At 66.1% G+C, this 19,191-nt stretch carries 13 protein-coding genes; 8 read left to right on the top strand and 5 right to left on the bottom strand.

The genetic code is table 11. The annotated features are described in order from the left end of the window. From urtC to urtA, 3 genes are all read right to left on the bottom strand, one after another. On the bottom strand, positions 1–1,010 hold a 1,010-nt coding region (gene urtC, locus AC30QB_RS20100; RefSeq protein WP_489548046.1), incomplete at its 3' end, for an urea ABC transporter permease subunit UrtC. Between the two features lie 34 nt (positions 1,011–1,044). Next, entirely contained in the window at positions 1,045–1,959 is a 915-nt protein-coding gene (gene urtB / locus AC30QB_RS20095; RefSeq protein WP_489548045.1) for an urea ABC transporter permease subunit UrtB, read from the bottom strand. A gap of 166 nt (positions 1,960–2,125) precedes the next feature. Next, positions 2,126–3,391: an urea ABC transporter substrate-binding protein gene (urtA, locus tag AC30QB_RS20090; RefSeq protein ID WP_489548044.1), complete on the bottom strand. Its 1,266-nt coding sequence runs from the start codon at positions 3,389–3,391 to the stop codon at positions 2,126–2,128. A gap of 296 nt (positions 3,392–3,687) precedes the next feature. On the opposite strand from urtA, the gene AC30QB_RS20085 reads away from it, so the two are divergent. From AC30QB_RS20085 to metW, 5 genes are all read left to right on the top strand, one after another. Beyond that, on the top strand, positions 3,688–7,080 hold the full coding sequence (locus AC30QB_RS20085) for a hybrid sensor histidine kinase/response regulator (RefSeq protein WP_489548043.1): 3,393 nt from the start codon (positions 3,688–3,690) through the stop codon (positions 7,078–7,080). Positions 7,081–7,100: 20 nt separating this feature from the next. Then, entirely contained in the window at positions 7,101–7,961 is an 861-nt protein-coding gene (locus AC30QB_RS20080) for a response regulator (protein WP_489548047.1), read from the top strand. Positions 7,962–8,120: 159 nt separating this feature from the next. Continuing rightward, positions 8,121–10,655: an FG-GAP-like repeat-containing protein gene (locus tag AC30QB_RS20075; protein ID WP_489548042.1), complete on the top strand. Its 2,535-nt coding sequence runs from the start codon at positions 8,121–8,123 to the stop codon at positions 10,653–10,655. 148 nt (positions 10,656–10,803) lie between these two features. Next, a complete protein-coding gene (metX, locus tag AC30QB_RS20070) occupies positions 10,804–12,030 on the top strand; it encodes a homoserine O-succinyltransferase MetX (RefSeq protein WP_489548041.1) in 1,227 nt (408 codons plus the stop codon). Beyond that, the gene (metW, locus tag AC30QB_RS20065; RefSeq protein ID WP_489548040.1) at positions 12,027–12,611 is read left to right on the top strand and encodes a methionine biosynthesis protein MetW; all 585 of its coding nucleotides are present in this window, start codon (positions 12,027–12,029) and stop codon (positions 12,609–12,611) included. Before metX ends, metW begins: the two co-directional genes overlap by 4 nt. Positions 12,612–12,820: 209 nt before the next feature. On the opposite strand, the gene AC30QB_RS20060 is transcribed toward metW, so the two are convergent. Together AC30QB_RS20060 and AC30QB_RS20055 are read right to left on the bottom strand one after the other, a co-directional pair. Continuing rightward, the gene (locus tag AC30QB_RS20060) at positions 12,821–13,933 is read right to left on the bottom strand and encodes a BMP family ABC transporter substrate-binding protein (RefSeq protein WP_489548039.1); all 1,113 of its coding nucleotides are present in this window, start codon (positions 13,931–13,933) and stop codon (positions 12,821–12,823) included. Positions 13,934–13,986: 53 nt separating this feature from the next. Then, entirely contained in the window at positions 13,987–14,721 is a 735-nt protein-coding gene (locus tag AC30QB_RS20055) for a GntR family transcriptional regulator (protein ID WP_489548038.1), read from the bottom strand. Positions 14,722–14,921: 200 nt separating this feature from the next. On the opposite strand from AC30QB_RS20055, the gene AC30QB_RS20050 reads away from it, so the two are divergent. The 3 genes from AC30QB_RS20050 to AC30QB_RS20040 are packed head-to-tail and all read left to right on the top strand — an operon-like array spanning position 14,922 to position 19,106. After that, positions 14,922–16,001 carry a DUF1989 domain-containing protein gene (locus AC30QB_RS20050; RefSeq protein WP_489548037.1) on the top strand — a complete coding sequence of 360 codons (1,080 nt, stop codon included), beginning with the start codon at positions 14,922–14,924 and terminating at the stop codon, positions 15,999–16,001. A gap of 39 nt (positions 16,002–16,040) precedes the next feature. Next, the gene (locus tag AC30QB_RS20045; protein ID WP_489548036.1) at positions 16,041–16,478 is read left to right on the top strand and encodes a GNAT family N-acetyltransferase; all 438 of its coding nucleotides are present in this window, start codon (positions 16,041–16,043) and stop codon (positions 16,476–16,478) included. A 24-nt stretch (positions 16,479–16,502) separates the two neighbouring features. Further along, positions 16,503–19,106, top strand: a complete 2,604-nt coding sequence (locus tag AC30QB_RS20040; protein WP_489548035.1) for an ATP-binding protein — start codon at positions 16,503–16,505, stop codon at positions 19,104–19,106. Positions 19,107–19,191 lie beyond the last annotated feature (85 nt).

Genomic DNA, 19,191 nt, shown 5'->3' with positions numbered 1-19,191 from the left:
AGCACCACGCCGAGGAACATGGCGGCCATCAGGAACAGCCACAGGTCGGGGAAGCTCTCGGAGAAATAGGTCTTGCCGAAGTTCACGAGCAGCGTGCCGTACACCGCACCCACCAGCGACATGCGCCCGCCCACTGCCGCAAAGATCACCATCTCGATGCTGGGCACGATGCCCACCAGCGAGGGCGACATGAAGCCCACCTGCAGTGTGAACAGCGCACCGCCGATGGCCGACAGCATGGCCGCCAGGCAAAAGGCGAATACGCGGAACATCGAGACGTCGTAGCCGGAGAAGCGCACGCGGTCTTCCTTGTCGCGCATGGCCAGCAAGAGCGTGCCGAGCTTGCTTCGCTGCACCCACAGGCATAGCGCGATGGCGCCCAGCAGCAGGCCCACGTTGACGAAGTAGAGGATGTACTTGGCGCTGTCGGTGCGGGTGTCCCAACCGAGGATGGTCTTCAGGTCGGTCATGCCGTTCACGCCGCCGGTGTAGCCCTGCTGGCCGATGATGAGCACGGTGAGGATCAGCGCCACCGCCTGCGTGATGATGGCGAAGTACACGCCACCCACGCGCCGCTTGAACATGGCGTAGCCGATGATGAAAGCGAGCAACGTGGGCACCGCCAGGACCAGGATCAAGGTGAGCGGGAAGCTCTTGAACGGCGTCCACCAGACCGGCAGCGCGGTGAGCTGGTTCCAGTCCATGAAGTCGGGAATGCCCGGCGTCGACTGGATCTTGGTCGTGATGGGGTCGCTCGCTTCGAGCTTCAAGAACATGGCCATGCCGTAGCCGCCGAGGCCGAAGAACACGCCCTGGCCCAAGCTCAGCACGCCGCCGTAGCCCCACAGCATCACCAGGCCCAGCGCCACGAAGGCGTAGCTCAGGTACTTGCCGACCAGGTTGAGGCGGAAAAGATCGAACCCCAGGGGAAACACGACGACGAGCAACACGGCGAGCAGCAGCACGCTGCCCAACCCGGTCTTGTCCAGCCACTGCTTGATGCTGTTCATGGAGATGTCCGTCCAGAGATAAAAAGAGGTTCGATCAGCGCCGCACCTTGGAGGCGAACAGACCTTGAGGGCGCATCATCAGAATCAACACGATGGCCGACAGCGTGAGCACCTTGGCCATGGAGCCGGTGATGAAGAACTCGGCGATGGACTGGGTCTGTGCGATGCCGAAGGCCGACACCACGGTGCCTAAGAGGCTGGCCGCGCCACCGAAGGTGACCACCAGGAAGGCGTCGACGATGTAGAGCGAGCCGCTGGTGGGGCCGGTGGAGCCAATGGTGGTGAAGGCCGCACCCGCCACGCCGGCAATGCCGCAGCCGATGGCGAAGGTCAGGCGGTCGGTCTTCTTGGTGTTGATGCCGGTGGCGTTGGCCATCACGCGGTTGGCCACGGTGGCGCGCACCCGCAGGCCCCAGCGCGATTTGTAGAGCGCGATCAGCACGCCGCAGGTGACCAGCAAGGTGAGCGCCATCACGAACATGCCGTTGATCGGGATGTCCAGGCCCGGCGCGGGCGCCCACGAGCCCATCAGCCATTCAGGCAGCGTGGGGCTCACTTCCTTGGGGCCGAAGGCGGAGCGGAAGATTTGCTGCATGCCCAGCGACAGGCCCCAGGTGGCGAGCAGGGTGTCGAGCGGGCGCTTGTAGAGGTGGCGAATGAAGGCCCACTCCACGCCCCAGCCGACGATGAAGGCGAACACGAAGGCCGCGACGATGGCAAAGGGGAAGTACACCGCCACCAGCTTGGGCGCGTAAGCCTCGGCCAGGTGCGAGAAGAAATAGATGGTGTAGGCGCCGATGGTCATGAACTCGCCATGCGCCATGTTGATCACGCCCATCTGCCCGAAGATGATGGCCAGGCCCAGGCCCATCAGCAGCAGCACCGAGAACAGGCTTAAGCCGGCGAAGCCTTGCATCAGGCCGATGTTGAGCATTTCGGAGAAGGTCATAGGTGGCTTTCGGGGGCGGAGCGGGCCTTCGATACCTCAGGCTGAACGGGTGGTGGGGCGGCCCGCCCGAAGGGCTGGGCCACTTCAAGCGCGCACCGTGGAACCGGCTTCCGGGCCACTGGTGCGGCCCCCTTGAGGGGGCGGCCGTCAGGCCGTAGGGGGTGGGCTATTGATAACCCTTGGGAAACGGGTTCGGCTCGATCAAGGCCGCCGACTCAGCGACCACCTTGAACTGCCCATCGACCTGCGCCTCGCCGATGCGGGCCTTGCTCCACAGGTGGTGGTTTTCGTGCAGCTTCACGTAGCCTTCGGGCGCGGTCTTGAGCTCGATGCCGGTGGAAGCCACGGCGATCTTGTCGACGTCGAAGCTGCCGGCCTTCTCGACCGTGGCCTTCCACAGCCACGGGCCCAGGTAGCCGGCTTGCGTCACGTCGCCGATCACCGCATCTTTGCCGTACTTGGCCTTGAAGGCGCTGACGAAGGCCTTGTTGTTGGCGTTGTCCAGGGACTGGAAATACTTCATCGAGGCGTAGAAGCCGCCCATGTTTTCACCGCCTATGCCCAGCACCTCGTCTTCGGTGACCGAGATGGTCAGCAGGAACTGCGTCTTGGCGGTCACGCCCGCGGCCTTCAGCTGCTTGTAGAACGCCACGTTGGAGCCGCCCACCACGGCGATGAAGATGCAGTCGGGCTTGGCGACCTTGATCTTGTTGATCAGCGAGTTGAAGTTGGTGTGGCCCAGCGGGTAGTACTCCTCACCGACCACCTTGCTGCCTGCCGGAAGATGACCCTCGATGTGCTTGCGGCCGATCTTCATGGACGTGCGCGGCCAGATGTAGTCGGAGCCCACCAGGAAGAAGGTTTTTGCCTTCTTCTCTTTCGAGGCCCAATCGAGGCCATAGAGGATCTGCTGCGTGGCTTCTTGGCCCGTGTAGATCACGTTCTTGCTCTGCTCCAGGCCTTCGTAGAAGGTCGGGTAATAGAGCATGCCGTTCTCTTTCTCGAAGATCGGCAGCACGGCCTTGCGGGAGGCCGAGGTCCAGCAGCCGAACACGCAGGCCACGCGGTCGTTGACAAGCAGCTTCTTGCTCTTCTCGGCGAAGGTGGGCCAGTCGGAGGCGCCGTCTTCCTTGATGACCTTGATCTTGCGGCCCAGCACGCCGCCCATCGCGTTGATCTGGTCAATGGCGAGCTGCTCGGCTTGAATGGAGCCGGTCTCCGAAATCGCCATCGTGCCGGTGGCCGAGTGCAGTTGGCCGACTGTCACTTCGGTGTCGGTGATGGCGAGCTTGGTGGTGTTCACTTTGGCAGTGGGGAAGGCCTGCGCCAGGCTCAGGCCGGACAGGCCCATGAGTGGCAGCGCGGCGGCGCCTTGCAGCAACCGGCGGCGTTGCAGGGAGGACGGGGACGAGGGGTCTTGGTCGTGCGACATGAGGGTCTTCTCCGAACGGGTTGAGGGCTGATCGGTGAACCAGCTGGCACCAAACGCGTGCAGCGATTTCGCATTCACCATGGGCTCAAAGGTAGGAGAAGGACTGCGCAGACCGAATACGTCAATCAACGTAGCTGTGCTGTGCGGGTGTGCGCTGACACTGCCCACAACCCGTTCGGGCTGAGCCTGTCGAAGCCCTCGCGACGAGGCACACAAACCCTTCGACAGGCTCAGGGCGAACGGCCCTTTTCAGCAGGAGCGCTTCTTGCAAGCTCACCTTCCAGGAGGGTGAGTACGTGTCTGTGGCCACACAAAAGATCTTTCGCATTCGACGCGACTACAACACCTGGGTCGCCAACGAGACACTGGAAGACTACGCGCTGCGCTACACGCCGCGCACCTTCCGCAAGTGGAGCGAGTTCCGCGTGGCCAACACCGCGTTTGGCGCCACGTCGTTTCTTGCGCTCGAAGCCATCGGCGGTTCGATCGCGCTGAGCTACGGCTTCTCGAATGCGCTGTGGGCCATCTTGGTGGTGGGGCTCATCACCTTCCTCACCGGGCTGCCCATCAGCTACTACGCCGCCAAGTACGGCGTCGACATGGATTTGCTCACCCGCGGTGCGGGCTTTGGCTACCTCGGCTCCACGCTTACCTCGCTGATCTACGCGAGTTTCACCTTCATCTTCTTCGCGCTAGAGGCGGCCATCCTGGCGCTCGCGCTGCAGATGTACTTCGACTGGCCGCTGCCGCTGTGCTACCTGCTGTCGTCGCTGGGCATCGTGCCGCTGGTGATGTACGGCATCACGCTCATCTCACGCCTGCAGCTGTGGTCGCAGCCGCTGTGGATCGTGCTGCTGGTGCTGCCCTATCTCTTCGTGCTGGCCAAGAACCCGCAGGCCTTTAGCGACTTCACGGGGCTGGTCGGTCGAGAGTCGGGCAGCAACAACTTCAGCTGGCTGATGTTTGGAGCCGCGGCCACGGTAGCCTTTTCGCTGGTGGTGCAGATCGGCGAGCAGGTCGACTACCTGCGCTTCCTGCCCGAGAAGACCGCCGCCAACAAGCGCCGCTGGTGGGCTGCGGTGCTGATCGCCGGGCCAGGCTGGGTCGTGCCGGGCATGGTGAAGATGCTGGGGGGCGCCTTCCTCGCCTTCCTGGCCTTGCAGCACCAGATTCCCACCGACAAGGCCGTCGAGCCCACGCAGATGTACCTGGCCGCATACGGCTATGTGTTCGACAACCCGGCCTGGATACTCGCCATCACCACGCTGTTCGTGGTGGTGTCGCAGGTGAAGATCAACCTCACCAATGCGTACGCGGGCTCGCTGGCCTGGAGCAACTTCTTCGCGCGGCTGACCCACAGCCACCCCGGCCGCGTGGTGTGGCTGGTGTTCAACGTGCTGATCGCCGTGCTGCTGATGACGCTGGGCGTGTTCGAGGCGCTGGAGCGCGTGCTGGGCCTGTACGGCAACGTGGCCATCGCGTGGGTGGGCGCGCTGGTGGCCGATCTCGTCATCAACAAGCCGCTGGGCCTGAGCCCCCAGCACATCGAGTTCAAGCGCGCACATCTGTACGACATCAATCCGGTGGGCTTGGGCGCCATGCTCACCGCGGCAGTGCTGGCCATCGTGGCTTATGCCGGTGTGCTGGGCCCCGAGGCAGAAGCCTTCGCGCCCTTCATCGCGCTGGCCACGGCCATGGTCTTGTCGCCGCTGCTGGCCTGGGCGACGGGTGGGCGCTACTACCTGGCGCGCCGCAGCGCCACGCGTTGGGCGCCAGGGCAGAGCGTGATGTGCTCGGTGTGCGACAACGCTTTCGAGTCGGAAGACATGGCGCACTGCCCGGCGTACGACGCGCCCATCTGCTCGCTGTGCTGCACGCTCGAATCGCGCTGCCACGACCGCTGCAAGACCAACTCGCGCGCGGCAGAGCAGGTGAGCGCAGCGCTGGTCACGGTGCTGCCAGCCAGCCTGTCGTCGCGCGTCAACTTTCGTGTGGCGCACTACATCGTGGTGGCGGCCTCGCTGATTGGCCTGCTGGGCGTGATCCTCGGCGTGGTGTACGACCAGCAGGGCGTGCTGCGCGCGGCGGGCCAGCTCACCTTGCAAGCGCCATTTCTGAAGGTATTTGCGCTGCTTTCGCTGGTGGCCGCCGTGGGTGCGTGGTGGGTGGTGCTGGGCAGCGAGAGCCGCCACATGGCGCAAGACGAATCGAACCGCCAGAACCAACTGCTCACGCGCGAGATAGAGGCCCACCAGCGCACCGACGTCGCGCTGCAGGCCGCGAAAGACCTGGCCGAAGCGGCCAACCAGGCCAAGACGCGCTACGTGGCCGGCATGACGCACGAGCTGCGCACGCCGCTCAACAGCATCCTGGGCTATGCGCAGATCTTGTTGAAAGACGAGCAGGTGCAAGGCCCGCGCCGCGCCTCGGTGGCCACCATCCACCGCAGCGGCGAGCACCTGCACGGGTTGATCGACGGCCTGCTCGATTTGGCGCGCATCGAGGCCGGCCGATTGCGGCTCGACCCCGCACCGTTGCCGGTGCACGAGTTCCTCGACGACCTGGTGCGCATGGTCGGCCCGCAGGCCGAGGCCAAGGGCCTGCAGTTCAAGCTGGAGACCAGCGGGCGCATCCCCGGCTACGTGAACGCCGATGCCAAGCGGCTGCGGCAGATTCTCATCAACCTCTTGAGCAACGCGGTGCGCTTCACCGATCACGGCAGCGTGACGCTGCGGCTCGACCACCGGCGCGAGGTGGCGCGCTTCGAGGTGATCGACACCGGCATCGGCATCGCCGCGCAAGACCAGGAGCGCATCTTCTTGCCCTTCGAGCGCGGCAGCGCCGGGCGGCGCACGGGCGATGCGGGCACTGGCCTCGGCCTCACCATCACGCACCTGCTCACGCAGCTGATGGGCGGCGAGTTGACAGTGAAGAGCACACAAGGCGCAGGCAGCACCTTCACCGCGCGGCTCTACCTGCGCGAGATCGCCGCGCCCAGCCAGGCGCGCATCACGCACCGCCCTGTTACCGGCTACTTGGGCGCGCGCCGCACCTTGCTGGTGGTGGACGACCAGCCCACGCAGCGGCAGATGCTGGTGGGCCTGCTGGTGCCGCTGGGCTTTCACATTCGCGAAGCCGCGAGCGGGCGCGAGTGCCTTGAGAGCGTGCTGGAGCACTGCCCCGATGCCGTGCTGCTCGATGTGTCGATGGACGACATGGATGGCTGGCAGACCGCGCGGCAGATCCGCGCCGCAGGTTTTGCCGAGCTGCCCATCATCATGGTCTCGGCCAATGCCTTCGAGAACCAGCAGGTCAAGCTGGCCGAAGCCGGCTGCCAGGGCTTCGTCGACAAGCCGGTGATCGAGTCTGAGCTGTTGGCCGGGTTGCAGCGTCACTTGCAACTCGAATGGCTGGCCGAGCTGGCGCTGCCGGCGTGGACGGGCTCGGTGGTGTCCGAGCCCACCGAGCGCTTGCCGGTGCAGCTGGTGGGCGACCTGATACGCCTGGCGAAGCTGGGCCATGTGAACGGCGTGCGGGTGGTGCTCGATGCCGCGCTGCTGATTCACCCTGATTCCCAGGACGAGCTGAATCGCCTGGGCGCCTTGATCGACCGCTACGACCTCGAAGGCTTCTTGGAGCAACTGGTGAAGAACCTGCAAGGCAGCGAGCCGGCGGAGGCCACGCTGTGAGCACCACACCGCGCGTGGTGATGGTGGTCGATGACGCACCGCAGTCGCTCGGGCCGCTGTGCCAGGCGCTGGAGGAAGAGGGCTACACGGTGGTGGTCGCGCGCGACGGGGAGTCGGCGTTGGCCAGGCTCGATCTGGTGACGCCCGATGCCATCTTGCTCGACGCACTGATGCCAGGCCTGTCGGGCTTCGACGTGTGTCGCAAGCTCAAGCAAGAGCCGGCGCTGGCGCACATCCCGGTGATCTTCATGACCGGCTTGTCAGAGACCACGCACATCGTCGAAGGTTTCGAGAGCGGCGGTGTCGACTACGTGGTGAAGCCGGTGCGCGCGCCCGAGGTGCTGGTGCGCCTGGCCACGCACGTGCGCAACGCGCGCGCTGTGCGGCTGGCGCGCGAGGCCATCGACGTGGGTGGCCATGGCGTGCTGGTGATCGACGCGCAGACGCGTGTGGCCTGGCGCTCGCCGCAAGCCGCCACCTGGTTGCGCGAGCTGTTCCCCGGCAGCGCCCACGGCCTGCCGCCCGATTGGCTCACCTGGCTGGCCGCGGGCCAGTCGTCTGAGCACACCAGTACCGGTGCCAACGGCCAGGTGCTGTTGCTGCGCAACCTTGGCCCCGTCGGCCTGGGCGAGCAGATGCTGCTGATGCAGCGCCGCGCCGAGCCGAGTGCGGCGGCCAACCGCCTGAGCACGGCCTCGCTCACGCCGCGCGAGGCCGAGGTGCTGTCGTGGGTGGCCAAGGGCAAGACCAACCGCGACGTGGGCGACATCCTCGGCATGAGCCCGCGCACGGTCAACAAGCACCTGGAGCACGTGTTCGAGAAGCTGGGCGTGGAGACCCGCGCCGCGGCGGCGGGGCTGGCGAGCCGGCAGATGACTTGACGCGTTTGGACACCCCCTAGTTCTGGGGGGATTTGCCTCGGTGCGGCTGCGAGAATCTTGACCTCCTGATGTCTCCCGAGGTGGCCCATGATCTTCCGATGCCTGGCTGGCACGTGGCGAGTTCGCAGTTGCTTGAGAAGTTGCCTAAGCAGTTCCGCAATGTGTCTGGCCGTCGTGCTGACGGCATGTGGCGGCGGTGGCAGCGACCAACCGGCAACCGGCGACGAGCCTGGGCGGGCGGCGCCCGTGGCCGACGATACAGGCGTTGAGGCAGCCATCGACACCGACGCCCTTCGGGGTTTGGGCGGGGCACAGTACTTTCCACTCAATGCTGGCGACCAATGGGTCTACCGGACCGAGAACGACGGCCTGCTCAAGTTCAAGGTGACCGGGCGCGAGCGCGTCGGGGGCTTCGACACCACGGTGGTGTCGCACAACGTGCCCGGCTTTGCTGCGTTTGAGCAGGTCCGCTTTGTCGCCGACGCACGGGCGCTGCGCCAAGTGCCCGGGGCCGATGCCGGGCCTGTGCTGCAGGCCATCGGGCCGCTGGACGTGATGCACTTCCCGCTCACCCCCCGCGAGCACTTCGTCCAAATCGACACAACGCTCGATTCCGGCGTGGATGTCGATGGAGACGGCCGCACCGATGCGCTGACGATTCGGTCCGAGGTCACCATGGTCGGCTTCGAGCCGGCACGTGTGGAAGCGGGGCTGTTCCCGCGCACGGCGCACCTGCGCACGCAGGTCGTGCAGTCGGTCGTCGGCTCTTCCAGCGGCGTGCGCAGCACCTACACGGCCACCCTCGACGACTGGTATGCCCCTGGTGTGGGCCTGGTGCGCAGCCGCCGCCTCTACCGTGATGGCGAGGCCGTGCAAGACCTCAGCCAAAGCCTGCTCGCCTACCGTGTCGGCTGGCGCCGCAGCGACGTGGTGCCGCCGCGCGTCACCGCCACCGACCCGGCGCCCCGCAGCCTGCACGGCAGCCGCACTGTCGTGCATGTCGATTTCAGCGAGCCGCTCGATGCCGACGCGCTCACCGCAGGCAGTTTCAGCATCGTCAATGCCAACGGGGTGGCGGTGCAGGGGTATGTGTCGATGACGGGCGACAGGCTCACATTCCAGCCCTACGCCCCATGGGAAAGCGGCCACTACACGGCGAGCTTGCGCGCCGGCTTGGTCGATTTCGCTGGCAATGCGCTCAGGCCGCACAGCTGGGCGTTCACCATCGAAGCCGAAGCGCCGACGGCCGTGTCGTTGTCGCCTGAGAGAGATGCACAAGACGTGGCGCTCAACGTGGTGCTGCGGGCACAGTTCAGCGAGGCGCTGGACTCGCGCACGGTGCCGGGCAGTGCACGCCTGCTTGATCTTGCGGCGGGCACCGAGGTGCCTGTGACGGTGACGCTGGAAAACCCCGTCACCCTTGTCATCCGCCCTCAGGCGCCGCTGCAGCGTGGCACCCGTTACCTCGTGGATTTCAACGGCGCTTTGACTGATCTGCGCGGCAACCCGGTGCTGATGAGCCAGCGCTGGACCTTCGGCACTGACCCTGGCCTCTTGTCTTACCCCGTGCTCGTTCACCCGCAATGGGTGCCCGAGGCGGTGGCCATCGGCGACGTGAATGGGGACGGGCTCGACGACGTGGTGATGAGCACCTATTTCAGTTTCGATCCCGAGAACGACTTCAAGCTGGTGGTCTACCTGCAGCAGGCTGACGGCACGCTGGCCGAGCCGGTGCGCTATGCCAACGCAAGCTCTTACGACTGCAAGGCCAGCTCGCTGGTGGTGGCCGACTTCGACGGAGACGGCCGCAAAGATGTCGCCATCGGCGAAAGCGGTTGTGGTGTCGAGATATTTTTGCAGCGCCCCGATGGCACGCTGGCCAGCGGCAACTGGCTGCCCACGGCCAACTCGCACCGCTTGCGCGCGGTCGACGTGAACGGTGACGGCCTGGCTGACCTCGTGGGCGCTGGGGCCGACACCCGCGAGGTGTCGGTGTGGTACCAGGTGGGTGGCCGCATTTCCTTGCCCACGGTGTACGCGGTGGACCACGTCGGTGGCGGTGATCTCGACGTCGGCGACCTCAATGGCGATGGCCGGCCAGACATCGTGGTCACCAGCCCCGGTGGCGATGCGGCGAGGTCGATCGGCCTGCTGTACCAACAGCCGGATGGGCGGTTTGCGGCGCCCGTTTATCTGGGCGTCGATGGCAGCCGGGCTGCGCGCGGCGTGGGCATCGGTGACCTGAATGGCGATGGCCGTGCCGACCTGGTCATCAGCTGGGGCGGTGCGGCCCCTGCGGCGCTGTCGATCTTCCATCAGCGCAGCGACGGCACTTTGGCGCCCCCTGTGACGCACACCAGCCGCGACTACCCGGGCGCGCTGGCGCTGGCCGATTTCAACCGCGACGGTCGTCTCGACGTGGTGGTGGCACACGACGGGTGGGGCACCGTGGGCGTGTACCTGCAAGGCACTGACGGCGGCTTGCAGGAAGAAGAGCGCTATGTCGGCACCGACGGCGCCGGCAACCTGCACGGGCTCGCGGTGGGCGATCTGAATGGCGATGGTCGCCCTGACGTGGCGCAAGCCGGGCTGTCGGTGCTCTACAACCGCAGCACCCCCAGCAGCGCGTCGAACAGCGGCAGCCGCATGAAGGCCGCACGGGTCCAGCCGGGCCGTGCATGGGTGAGGTGGTGACACCTTTTGCCGCAGGAGCGCTGGCTATACTGCGGCCTCAGCGCTGATTTGTTCCGGATTGCGAGCGCTTTATAAATCCAGCTAAAGACAGGATGCACACCCGGTGTCCCGCTTTGGCGGCACCGGGTTTTTTCATGGGTGCGACGAGATGGCTTCCGTAGGTGATGTGACACCGCAGGCGATGCATTTCGCCGACCCGCTGCCGCTGCGCAGTGGGGCCAACCTGCGCGACTACACGCTGGCCTACGAGACCTACGGCACGCTCAATGCCGACAAGACCAATGCAGTGCTGGTGTGCCACGCGCTCAATGCATCGCACCACGTGGCGGGCACCTACGAAGGCGTGGCCAAGAGCGAAGGCTGGTGGGACAACTTGGTCGGCCCCGGCAAGCCGCTAGACACCGATCGCTTCTTCGTGATTGGCATCAACAACCCCGGCTCGTGCTTTGGCTCCACCGGCCCCATGCAAACCAACCCCGACACCGGCAAGCCCTATGGCGCCGACTTCCCTGTCGTGACAGTGGAAGACTGGGTCGACGCGCAAGCCCGCTTGCTCGACCGGCTGGGCATCACGCAACTTGCGGCCGTGCTGGGCGGCAGCCTGGGCGCCATGCAGGCGCTGAGCTGGTCGCTGCGCTACCCCTTGCGCCTGCGCCATTGCATTGCCGTGGCAACGGCGCCTAACCTGTCGGCGCAAAACATTGCCTTCAACGAAGTGGCACGGCGCGCCATCATCACCGACCCCGAGTTCCATGGCGGGCACTTCTATGCCCACGGCGTGCTGCCGCGGCGCGGGCTGCGCGTGGCCCGCATGATCGGCCACATCACCTACCTCAGCGATGACTCGATGGAGGCCAAGTTTGGCCGCAAGCTCAAGGGCCGCTCTGATCAGGCCGGGCCGGCCTACAGCACGCAAGACATAGAGTTCGAGATCGAGAGCTACCTGCGCTACCAGGGTGACAAGTTCAGCGAGTATTTCGACGCCAACACCTACCTCTTGATCACCCGCGCGCTCGACTACTTCGACCCCGCCCGCGACCACGGCGGCAACCTGAGCCTGGCCTTTGCCTCGGCGCGCTGCAAGTTTCAGCTGGTGAGCTTCACGACCGACTGGCGTTTCGCCCCCGAGCGCTCGCGCGAGATCGTGAAAGCGCTGCTCGACAACCGCTTCGAGGTGAGCTACGCCGAGATCGATGCGCCGCATGGGCACGATGCCTTCTTGCTCGACGATGCTCGCTACCACGCGCTCTTGCGAGCGTCGTTCGACAACATCGCCAAAGAAAACCCCGCCGACCAAGCGCCGGGCCGCCCCAAGCTGGGCGGCATCCCCGCGGGGGATCGGCCGGCGCACTCGTCGAGCGAGGGGTTGTCATGAGCGACCTCCAGGTGATGGAGCTGATTGCCGAACTGGTGCCGCCCGGCTCACGCGTGCTCGACCTCGGCTGCGGCACCGGCGAGCTGCTGGCCCACCTGCGCGACACGCGCCAGTGCAGCGGCTACGGCATCGAGATTGCCGACGCCAACGTGCTCGCCTGCACGCAACGCGGCGTCAACGTGATCCAGCTCAACCTCGAAGACGGCTTGGCCATCTTTGAAGACCAGAGCTTCGACGTGGTGCTGCAGCTCGACACCATGCAGCACCTGCGCCACACCGAGCGCCTGCTGCGCGAGACAGCGCGCGTGGGCCGCGTGGGCGTGATCAGCTTCCCCAACTTTGCGCATTGGCCCAACCGGCTGCGCGTGGTGACCGGGCGCATGCCCGTCACCCGGGCCTTGCCCTACCAGTGGTATGACACGCCCAACATTCGCGTGGGCACCTACACCGACTGCGAAGTGCTGCTGCGCAAAGACGGCTTCCAGGTGCTCGATGCCTTCGGCATTCAGGGCGGCCGCGCGGTGCGCCACGCCCCCAACCTGATGGCCAGCGTGGCGGTGTTCAAGTTTCAGCGGGGATAGAGCCCCCCCAGTCGCTCCGCTTTCGCCTTGCAGGCCGCGCTGGGCCAGAGGCCCAACCGAGGGGCGCCGCCTGGCGGACCGGCAAAGCCGGATCCGCGGGCGTTGCTTGATGGACCGCTTCGCTTGATCGGACATTCGTGGGCTCGCATACCAATAGCCGCTCAGGCTGGGGTATCGAAGCCCCTCTCCGCCTCCCGCTTGCCCACCCCTCAGCCTATTGACCCCAGCACCCCTTCTACCAGGTAGTTCATCTTGTCGAGAAACGGGTCGTAGTTGCCGTAGCTCTTGTCGATCACCACCACGCCCTTGTTGCTCTTGATGGGCCCCACGAAGATGGGCTTGCCTGCCTTCAGCTCAGCGATTGCGGCGGTGGCTGCATTGCGTGCTTTTTCGGTCGCGCCGGCGCCGAAGGGCGTGCTCATCACCATGTCTTTGTCGTAGCCGCCGAAGAAGGTGTTGGGCAGCTTCTCACCCTTGGCGATGGAGGCGGCAAACGACTTGTAGACCGTCTCCCATTTGTTCTCGGCACCGGTGATGAAGCCCTTGGGCGCGAGCTGTGCCTGCGAGGCGTTGTGGCCCAGCGTCTTCACGCCCAGGCGCTCGGCGGCTTCGATGATCACCTTGGGGCTGTCCACATGGCAGGCGATCACGTCGCAACCGGTGGCCACCAGCGAGTTGGTGGCTTCGGCCTCGCGCACCGGCATCGACCACTCGCCGGTGAACACCAGTTGAACCGTGGCCGCCGGGTTGACCTTGCGCAGACCCATGGTGAACGCATTGATGTTGCGCAGCACGATCGGGATGGGCTTGGCTGCAATGAATCCGATCTTGTTGACCTTGGTCGACAGGCCGGCCGCAATGCCGTTCACGTAATGCGCCTGGTCGAGAAAGCAGAAGTAGCCACCCAGGTTCATCGGGTGCTTGTCGGCCGACCACAGCGAAGTGGGGTGGCGGAACTCGACTTTGGGGTACTTCTTGGCCATCTCGATCATGAAGGGATCGAAGTAGCCGAACGAAGTGCCGAACACCAGCGAGGCACCGTCGCTTTGCACCATGGCTTCGAGTGTCTTGCGCACGGCCACGGTCTCGGGCACGTTTTCTTCTTCCACCACCTTCACACCGGGCACGGCCTTCAAGGCCTTGGCCGCGACGGCGTGGGCCTGGTTCCAGCCGTAGTCGTCGCGCGGGCCTACATAGATGAGGCCGACGGTGACGGGCTTTTGCGCCAGCGCTCGCGTCGGGGCAGCGCCGGTGGCAGCGAGTGCCGCGCCGGCCACGGCAGTTTGCACGAAGCGGCGGCGGTTCCAGGTGTTCGGGTTCATGGGCTTTTCCTCGGGGCTAGTGTGCAGCTGCTGTGCAAGCCCCATGCCCGCCCTCAACTGCGTTTGCGCGGGCGCCGAGCGGGGGTGGCGCTGGCCGCGGCAGGCTCGGCGGCGTAGCGGCTGAGGATCTGCCCCAGATCCTGGTCTTGCCGCGTCGCCTCGGCATGCAGGGCGCGGTGCTCCACGCTGCCCAGGTGGCTTGCCATCAGCTTGCGCGCGGCGCGCTCGTCACCTCGGCGCAGGGCGTCGATCAGGCCCCGGTGCTCGGCGATGGCGCAGTCGGCCGCATGCGGTCGGCCGTACACCGACAAGATGAGCGAGCAGCGCGACACCACCTCGCCCACATAGCGCTCAAGCAGCGGGTTGGCCGCCATCTGCGCCAGCAACTGGTGGAACTCGCCTGCCAGCCGCGCCGACACCGGCGCTTGCTGCTGGCGAGCGGCCTGCTCTTCCTGGCGCACATGGCCTTCGAGCGCGGCACCCATCGCAGGCTGCCAGCGCGCAACCACCAGCCTCACCACCTCGGCCTCCAGGCAGCGGCGCAGCTCGAACACGCTGCGCGCTTCTTCCAGACTGGGCTGCGCCACGGTGGCGGTGCGCTTTTGCTGGGTCTCGACCAGGCCGTCGGCCACCAGGCGCGCCAGCGCCGCGCGGATCAGCGTGCGGCTCATGCCGAAATGAGCGCCGAGGCTGTCTTCGGGCAGCTTGCTTCCCGGCGCGAGCGCGCCTTCGATGATGGCCTGCTTGAGCGCGGTGTACGCCGCGTCGGACTTGTTGGAGGGCAGCATGTTGATTTTTTCTTGTATACCTAAAAATGGATATGAGTATACGAATGCGACCCTAGAGTGGTGCGTGCACGGTCACGCTTGCACTGAGTTGGCACGCTTGCGCACCAGAGAAGTTCGCCGACGTGATGGGCATTGCCAGTCAGATTGTTCTGCCATATCGTATACAAGAACACATCAATCTGGTCGACAAGGAGTACTCAATGCCTGAACGCGTGGTGGCCATGCAGCTCAACCCTCAGCAGCTAGAGCTGCTGCAGCGAACCTTGGCCTCGGTGGCTGTGCCCGACCTGTCGGCGCTGGCCCGCCGCGCGCTGCGCGAGCAAGGCTCGCCGGTGCGCGCGGCAGCGGCACCGTTCGCGCCCTCGCTCGACGGCTTGAGCGCCACCCGTGAGCTGCTGTGGGAGCACGTGATGCAACCCGGCACCGGCAAGGCCGTGGAGCTGTCGGCGGGCCAGGTGCTGCGCATCGAGCAAGTGGAAGGCGGGCAATGCGTCGACTTCAATTGCTTCAACCTGCACGACTACAAGGAGTTCATGCACTGCGGCCGCATACGCACCGTGCACGGGCTGAACCCGGGGCCTGGCGACTTCCTGTGGTCGGCGCCGCCGCGTGAGCGCGCCATGATGCTCATGCTCGAAGACACCGTGCGCTGCAACGACGTGATGTTCCCGCGTTGCAGCGCTTACCTGTACGAGTCGGCGTACGGCTTTCACAAGCACACCAACTGCCACGACATTCAGGCCGAGGCGCAGCGCGAATACGGCCTCACACCCGACGACGTGCACGACTCATTCAACCTTTTCATGTGCACCGAGGTGCGCGAAGGTCGCGGCCACATCAGGCGCCAGCACTCCAGGGCTGGCGATCATGTGGAGCTGCTCGCGCTGATCGACGTGCTGGCGGTGCCCAACGTGTGTGGCGCCGATGTCATGCGCACCAGCAACTTTGCGCTCAAGCCGGTCAAGCTGCAGGTGTTCAAGGCGTCGGAGCAAGACCTGGCCCGCGTGCCGCCGCTGCAGCACTACGCCAACCAGAAGACGCCCGCCGACTTCAAGCAGCCGCAGATCAAGGCCACACGAGAGCTGAAGCGCGACGCCGGCTACAGCCCGACGTTTTTCAACGTGCCGCTGGACATCGAGAGCTGGCCCGTCGTGCTGGGTGACGACGACTACGCGCTGCTGCAAGCTGCTGGCCTGGCCGAGCTGTACGGTGGCAACGACGGTGATGCCCTGCGCGACGTGATGTTCAGCTGGTGGGAGCGCACGCATCTTTCGGGTTGACCCGGCTCGAACCCCCGGCGAAGCTGGCTACGATTCGCCATGGCCGATGACTCCCTACGCTTTCGCCCCGCCACGCTCGCCGACACCGACTTGCTCGGCCGGCTCAACCACCAGCTGATCAAAGACGAAGGCCATCGCAACCCGATGAACCTGGCCGAGCTCACCGAGCGCATGCGCGCTTGGCTGGCCGGTGACGGGTATGAAGCGCTGCTCGGCTACGACGGTGACGAGGCGGTGGCTTACGTGCTGTGGCGCGACCAACCCGACAGCGTGTACCTGCGGCAGATCTTCGTGCAGCGCGACTACCGCCGCCAAGGCACCGCGCGCCACCTGATGCTCACGCTCTTTCAGCGCTGGCCCGACAAAAGGCTCACCGTCGATGTGCTCGCTGGCAATGCGCGGGCCCTCGCGTTTTGGCGCCGCATGGGCTACCAAGACTATGCGGTGATGCTGGAGCGCTTGCCGCTCGCAGACTGAGCCGGTGGCGCATCAGGGTGCACCATGCAGATCCTCGAACGCCAAGCCCAGCTCGCTCAACTTTCGGCCACGCATGCACAAGTGCAGGCCGGCCCCGACGGGGTCTGCGTCATCGTGTCGGGAGAGGCCGGCATAGGCAAGACCACGCTGCTTCAGGCGTTTGTGCAGTCCTTGCCTGTGGGGGCGCCGGTGCTCTTCAGCGGCTGCGAGTCGCTCTTCACTGCGCGGCCTTTCGGCCCGCTGGTTGATTTGGCCGAGAGATTCTCGCCTTCGGTGACGCTTGCGCTGCGCCAGGGGCAGACCTACAACGGCCTGTTCCCTGAGCTGTTGCGGTTTTTTCAGTCAGCCGGCCAGCCGTGGGTGTTCGTGGTGGAAGACGTGCACTGGGCCGATGCGGGCACGCTCGATGTGCTGCGCTACCTGGGCCGTCGCCTGCGCGGCCTGCCCTTGTTGCTGCTGCTCACGCACCGCGACGAAAACCTGAGCGAAGACCACCCACTTCAAGTGGCGCTGGGAGAGATGCCCTCCGCCACCACGATGCGCCTGGCGCTACCGCCCCTCACGGCTGCAGCGGTCGATCAGCTGGCCCGCTCAGTGCAGCGCGATGGCTCGGCTGTGTACGCGGCCACGCAGGGCAACCCGTTCTACGTGACCGAGCTGCTGGCGGCCGAAGATGGCTGGGTGCCTGCCTCCGTGCGCGAAGCGGTTCGATCCACCCTCGCGCGCCTGCCGCCGCCAGCGCGTGCCCTGGCCGAGTGGGTCAGCCTGCTTCCGGGCCGGGCCGAGCGCAAGCTCCTGGAGCGGGTTGCAGCGCCTGGCGCGGCGGAGATCGACGCCTGCCTGCGTTCCGGCCTGTTGCTCCAAATCGATGACGCGCTGGCTTACCGGCACGAGCTCGCGCGTGATGCCGTGTACCAAGGCCTGCCGGCGCACCGTCGGACGAGCGGCCACCGCGCGATTTACGAAGCACTCTCTGAGGTGCAGGGCGCGATGCTTGAAGCCGCTCGTTGTGTCCACCATGCCGAGGCGGCGGGGCTGCTCGAGCGTGTGGCCGAGCTGGCGCCCTTGGCGGCGCGCCAGGCCGCCGCCAGTGGCGCCCACCGGGAAGCGGCTCGGCTCTACGGCATTGCCTTGCAGCGCAAGCAAGGGCTGGAGCCCGCGGCGCGGGCCGATTTGCTTGAAGCCCAAGCCTACGCCTGCATGTTGACCAACCAGCAACGCGTGGCCATTGCGGCGCGTGAGCAGGCCTGCGAAATCGGCCGCGTGCTGGGCGACCGCTTGCGCCAGGGCAGCAACCTGCGGTGGTTGGCTCGCCTGCACTGGTTTGAAAACGGCAGTGGCCCCAAAACCTTCAAGCTGGCGCAGCAAGCCATAGCGATGCTGAGCGCTTTGCCACCGCATCGCGAGCTGGCCCTGGCCTACAGCACCCTGTCACACCTGCACCTGGTGGGTGAAGACATGGCAGGCGCGCAGCTGTGGGGCCTGCGTGCCATCGAGCTGGCCGAGGCGCTAGACGACGCCGAAGCCCTTTGCCATGCACTCAACAATGTCGGGTCTGCCCGCCTGCGCCTGAACGACGATGGTGCGGCTTGGGGCCGCCTCGCGCGCAGCCTTGAGATCGCGCTGGAGCATGGCTTGGAGCAAGACGCCGCGCGCGCCTACAACAACCTCTTCATCATGTGCGTGATGCACCATGAGTTCACGCTCGGGCTTCGCTATGCAGCCGAGGGCATTGCGTATTGCGAGGCGCATGGGCTCGATGTCTTCACCGTGCGCATCCGCATTCGGCGGGCATTTGCCTACACGGTCATGGGCCAGTGGGGGCAGGCCGATCTCGACCTGACCAACGTGGCCGAGCGGCACACGCCCTCGCCGATGGAGACCTCCACGCATGAGTTTGTCGCCAACTTTCTGGCGCTGCGCCGCGGGGTGGGCGATGCGGCGCGCCGGCTCGCTGTGGCAGTGCAGGCCATGGAAGCGGCGCGGGTGGAAATTTGGTTCATCAGCACCGCGGCCGCGCTGGCGGAAGTGGCCTGGCTGGAAGGCCGCACAAGTCATGTCGACGCCATTGCACGGCCAGCGCTGACCCACCTCGCGGGCCTGGGCGACCGCTGGCGCTCGGGTGAGCTGGCGGCCTGGTTGCTGCGCGCGGGGGTCGACGTCGACATTGCGCTGCCTGAGCTGCCGAGGCCTTATGCACTCGAATGCCGAGGCGACTGGCGCGCCGCTGCCGACGAATGGAACCGGCTGGGCTGCCCCTACAACCGTGCACTGGCCCTGTGTGCCGGCGATGAAGAGGGTTTGCGCGAGGCGCTGGTCGTCTTTGAGGCGCTGGGCGCGTTGCCCGCCAGCGAGTGGGTGCGCCGGCGTTTGCGCGAGTGCGGCGCTGCGGGCGTGCCGCGCGGGCCACAGCCGCGCACCCGAGGCGACCCGCTGGGCCTGACCGCGCGCGAGCGGCAGGTGTTTGAGCTGGCCCGCCAGGGCCTGATGGCCAGCGAGATCGCGCGGCTGCTGCGCCGCTCCGAGCGTACGGTGGAGCATCACGTGGCGGCGATCTACGGCAAGCTGGGCGTCAGCAGCCGTGCCGAGCTGGTGGCCCGCCACCCGCCGCTGGCCGCGAAGAAATAGGTAGCACCCCGCCGCGATCTGGGTACTGGTGCCCGCGCTTCGAACGCGGCGGCTGCCTACGCTTGCTTCCAACGACCCGCCTGTG

Origin of the sequence: Rhizobacter sp. (assembly GCF_046595475.1) — a bacterium.
Classification (GTDB): domain Bacteria; phylum Pseudomonadota; class Gammaproteobacteria; order Burkholderiales; family Burkholderiaceae_C; genus Rhizobacter.
Note: the sequence above shows the minus strand (reverse complement) of the source record. Positions and strands in the feature narration are given on the sequence as shown.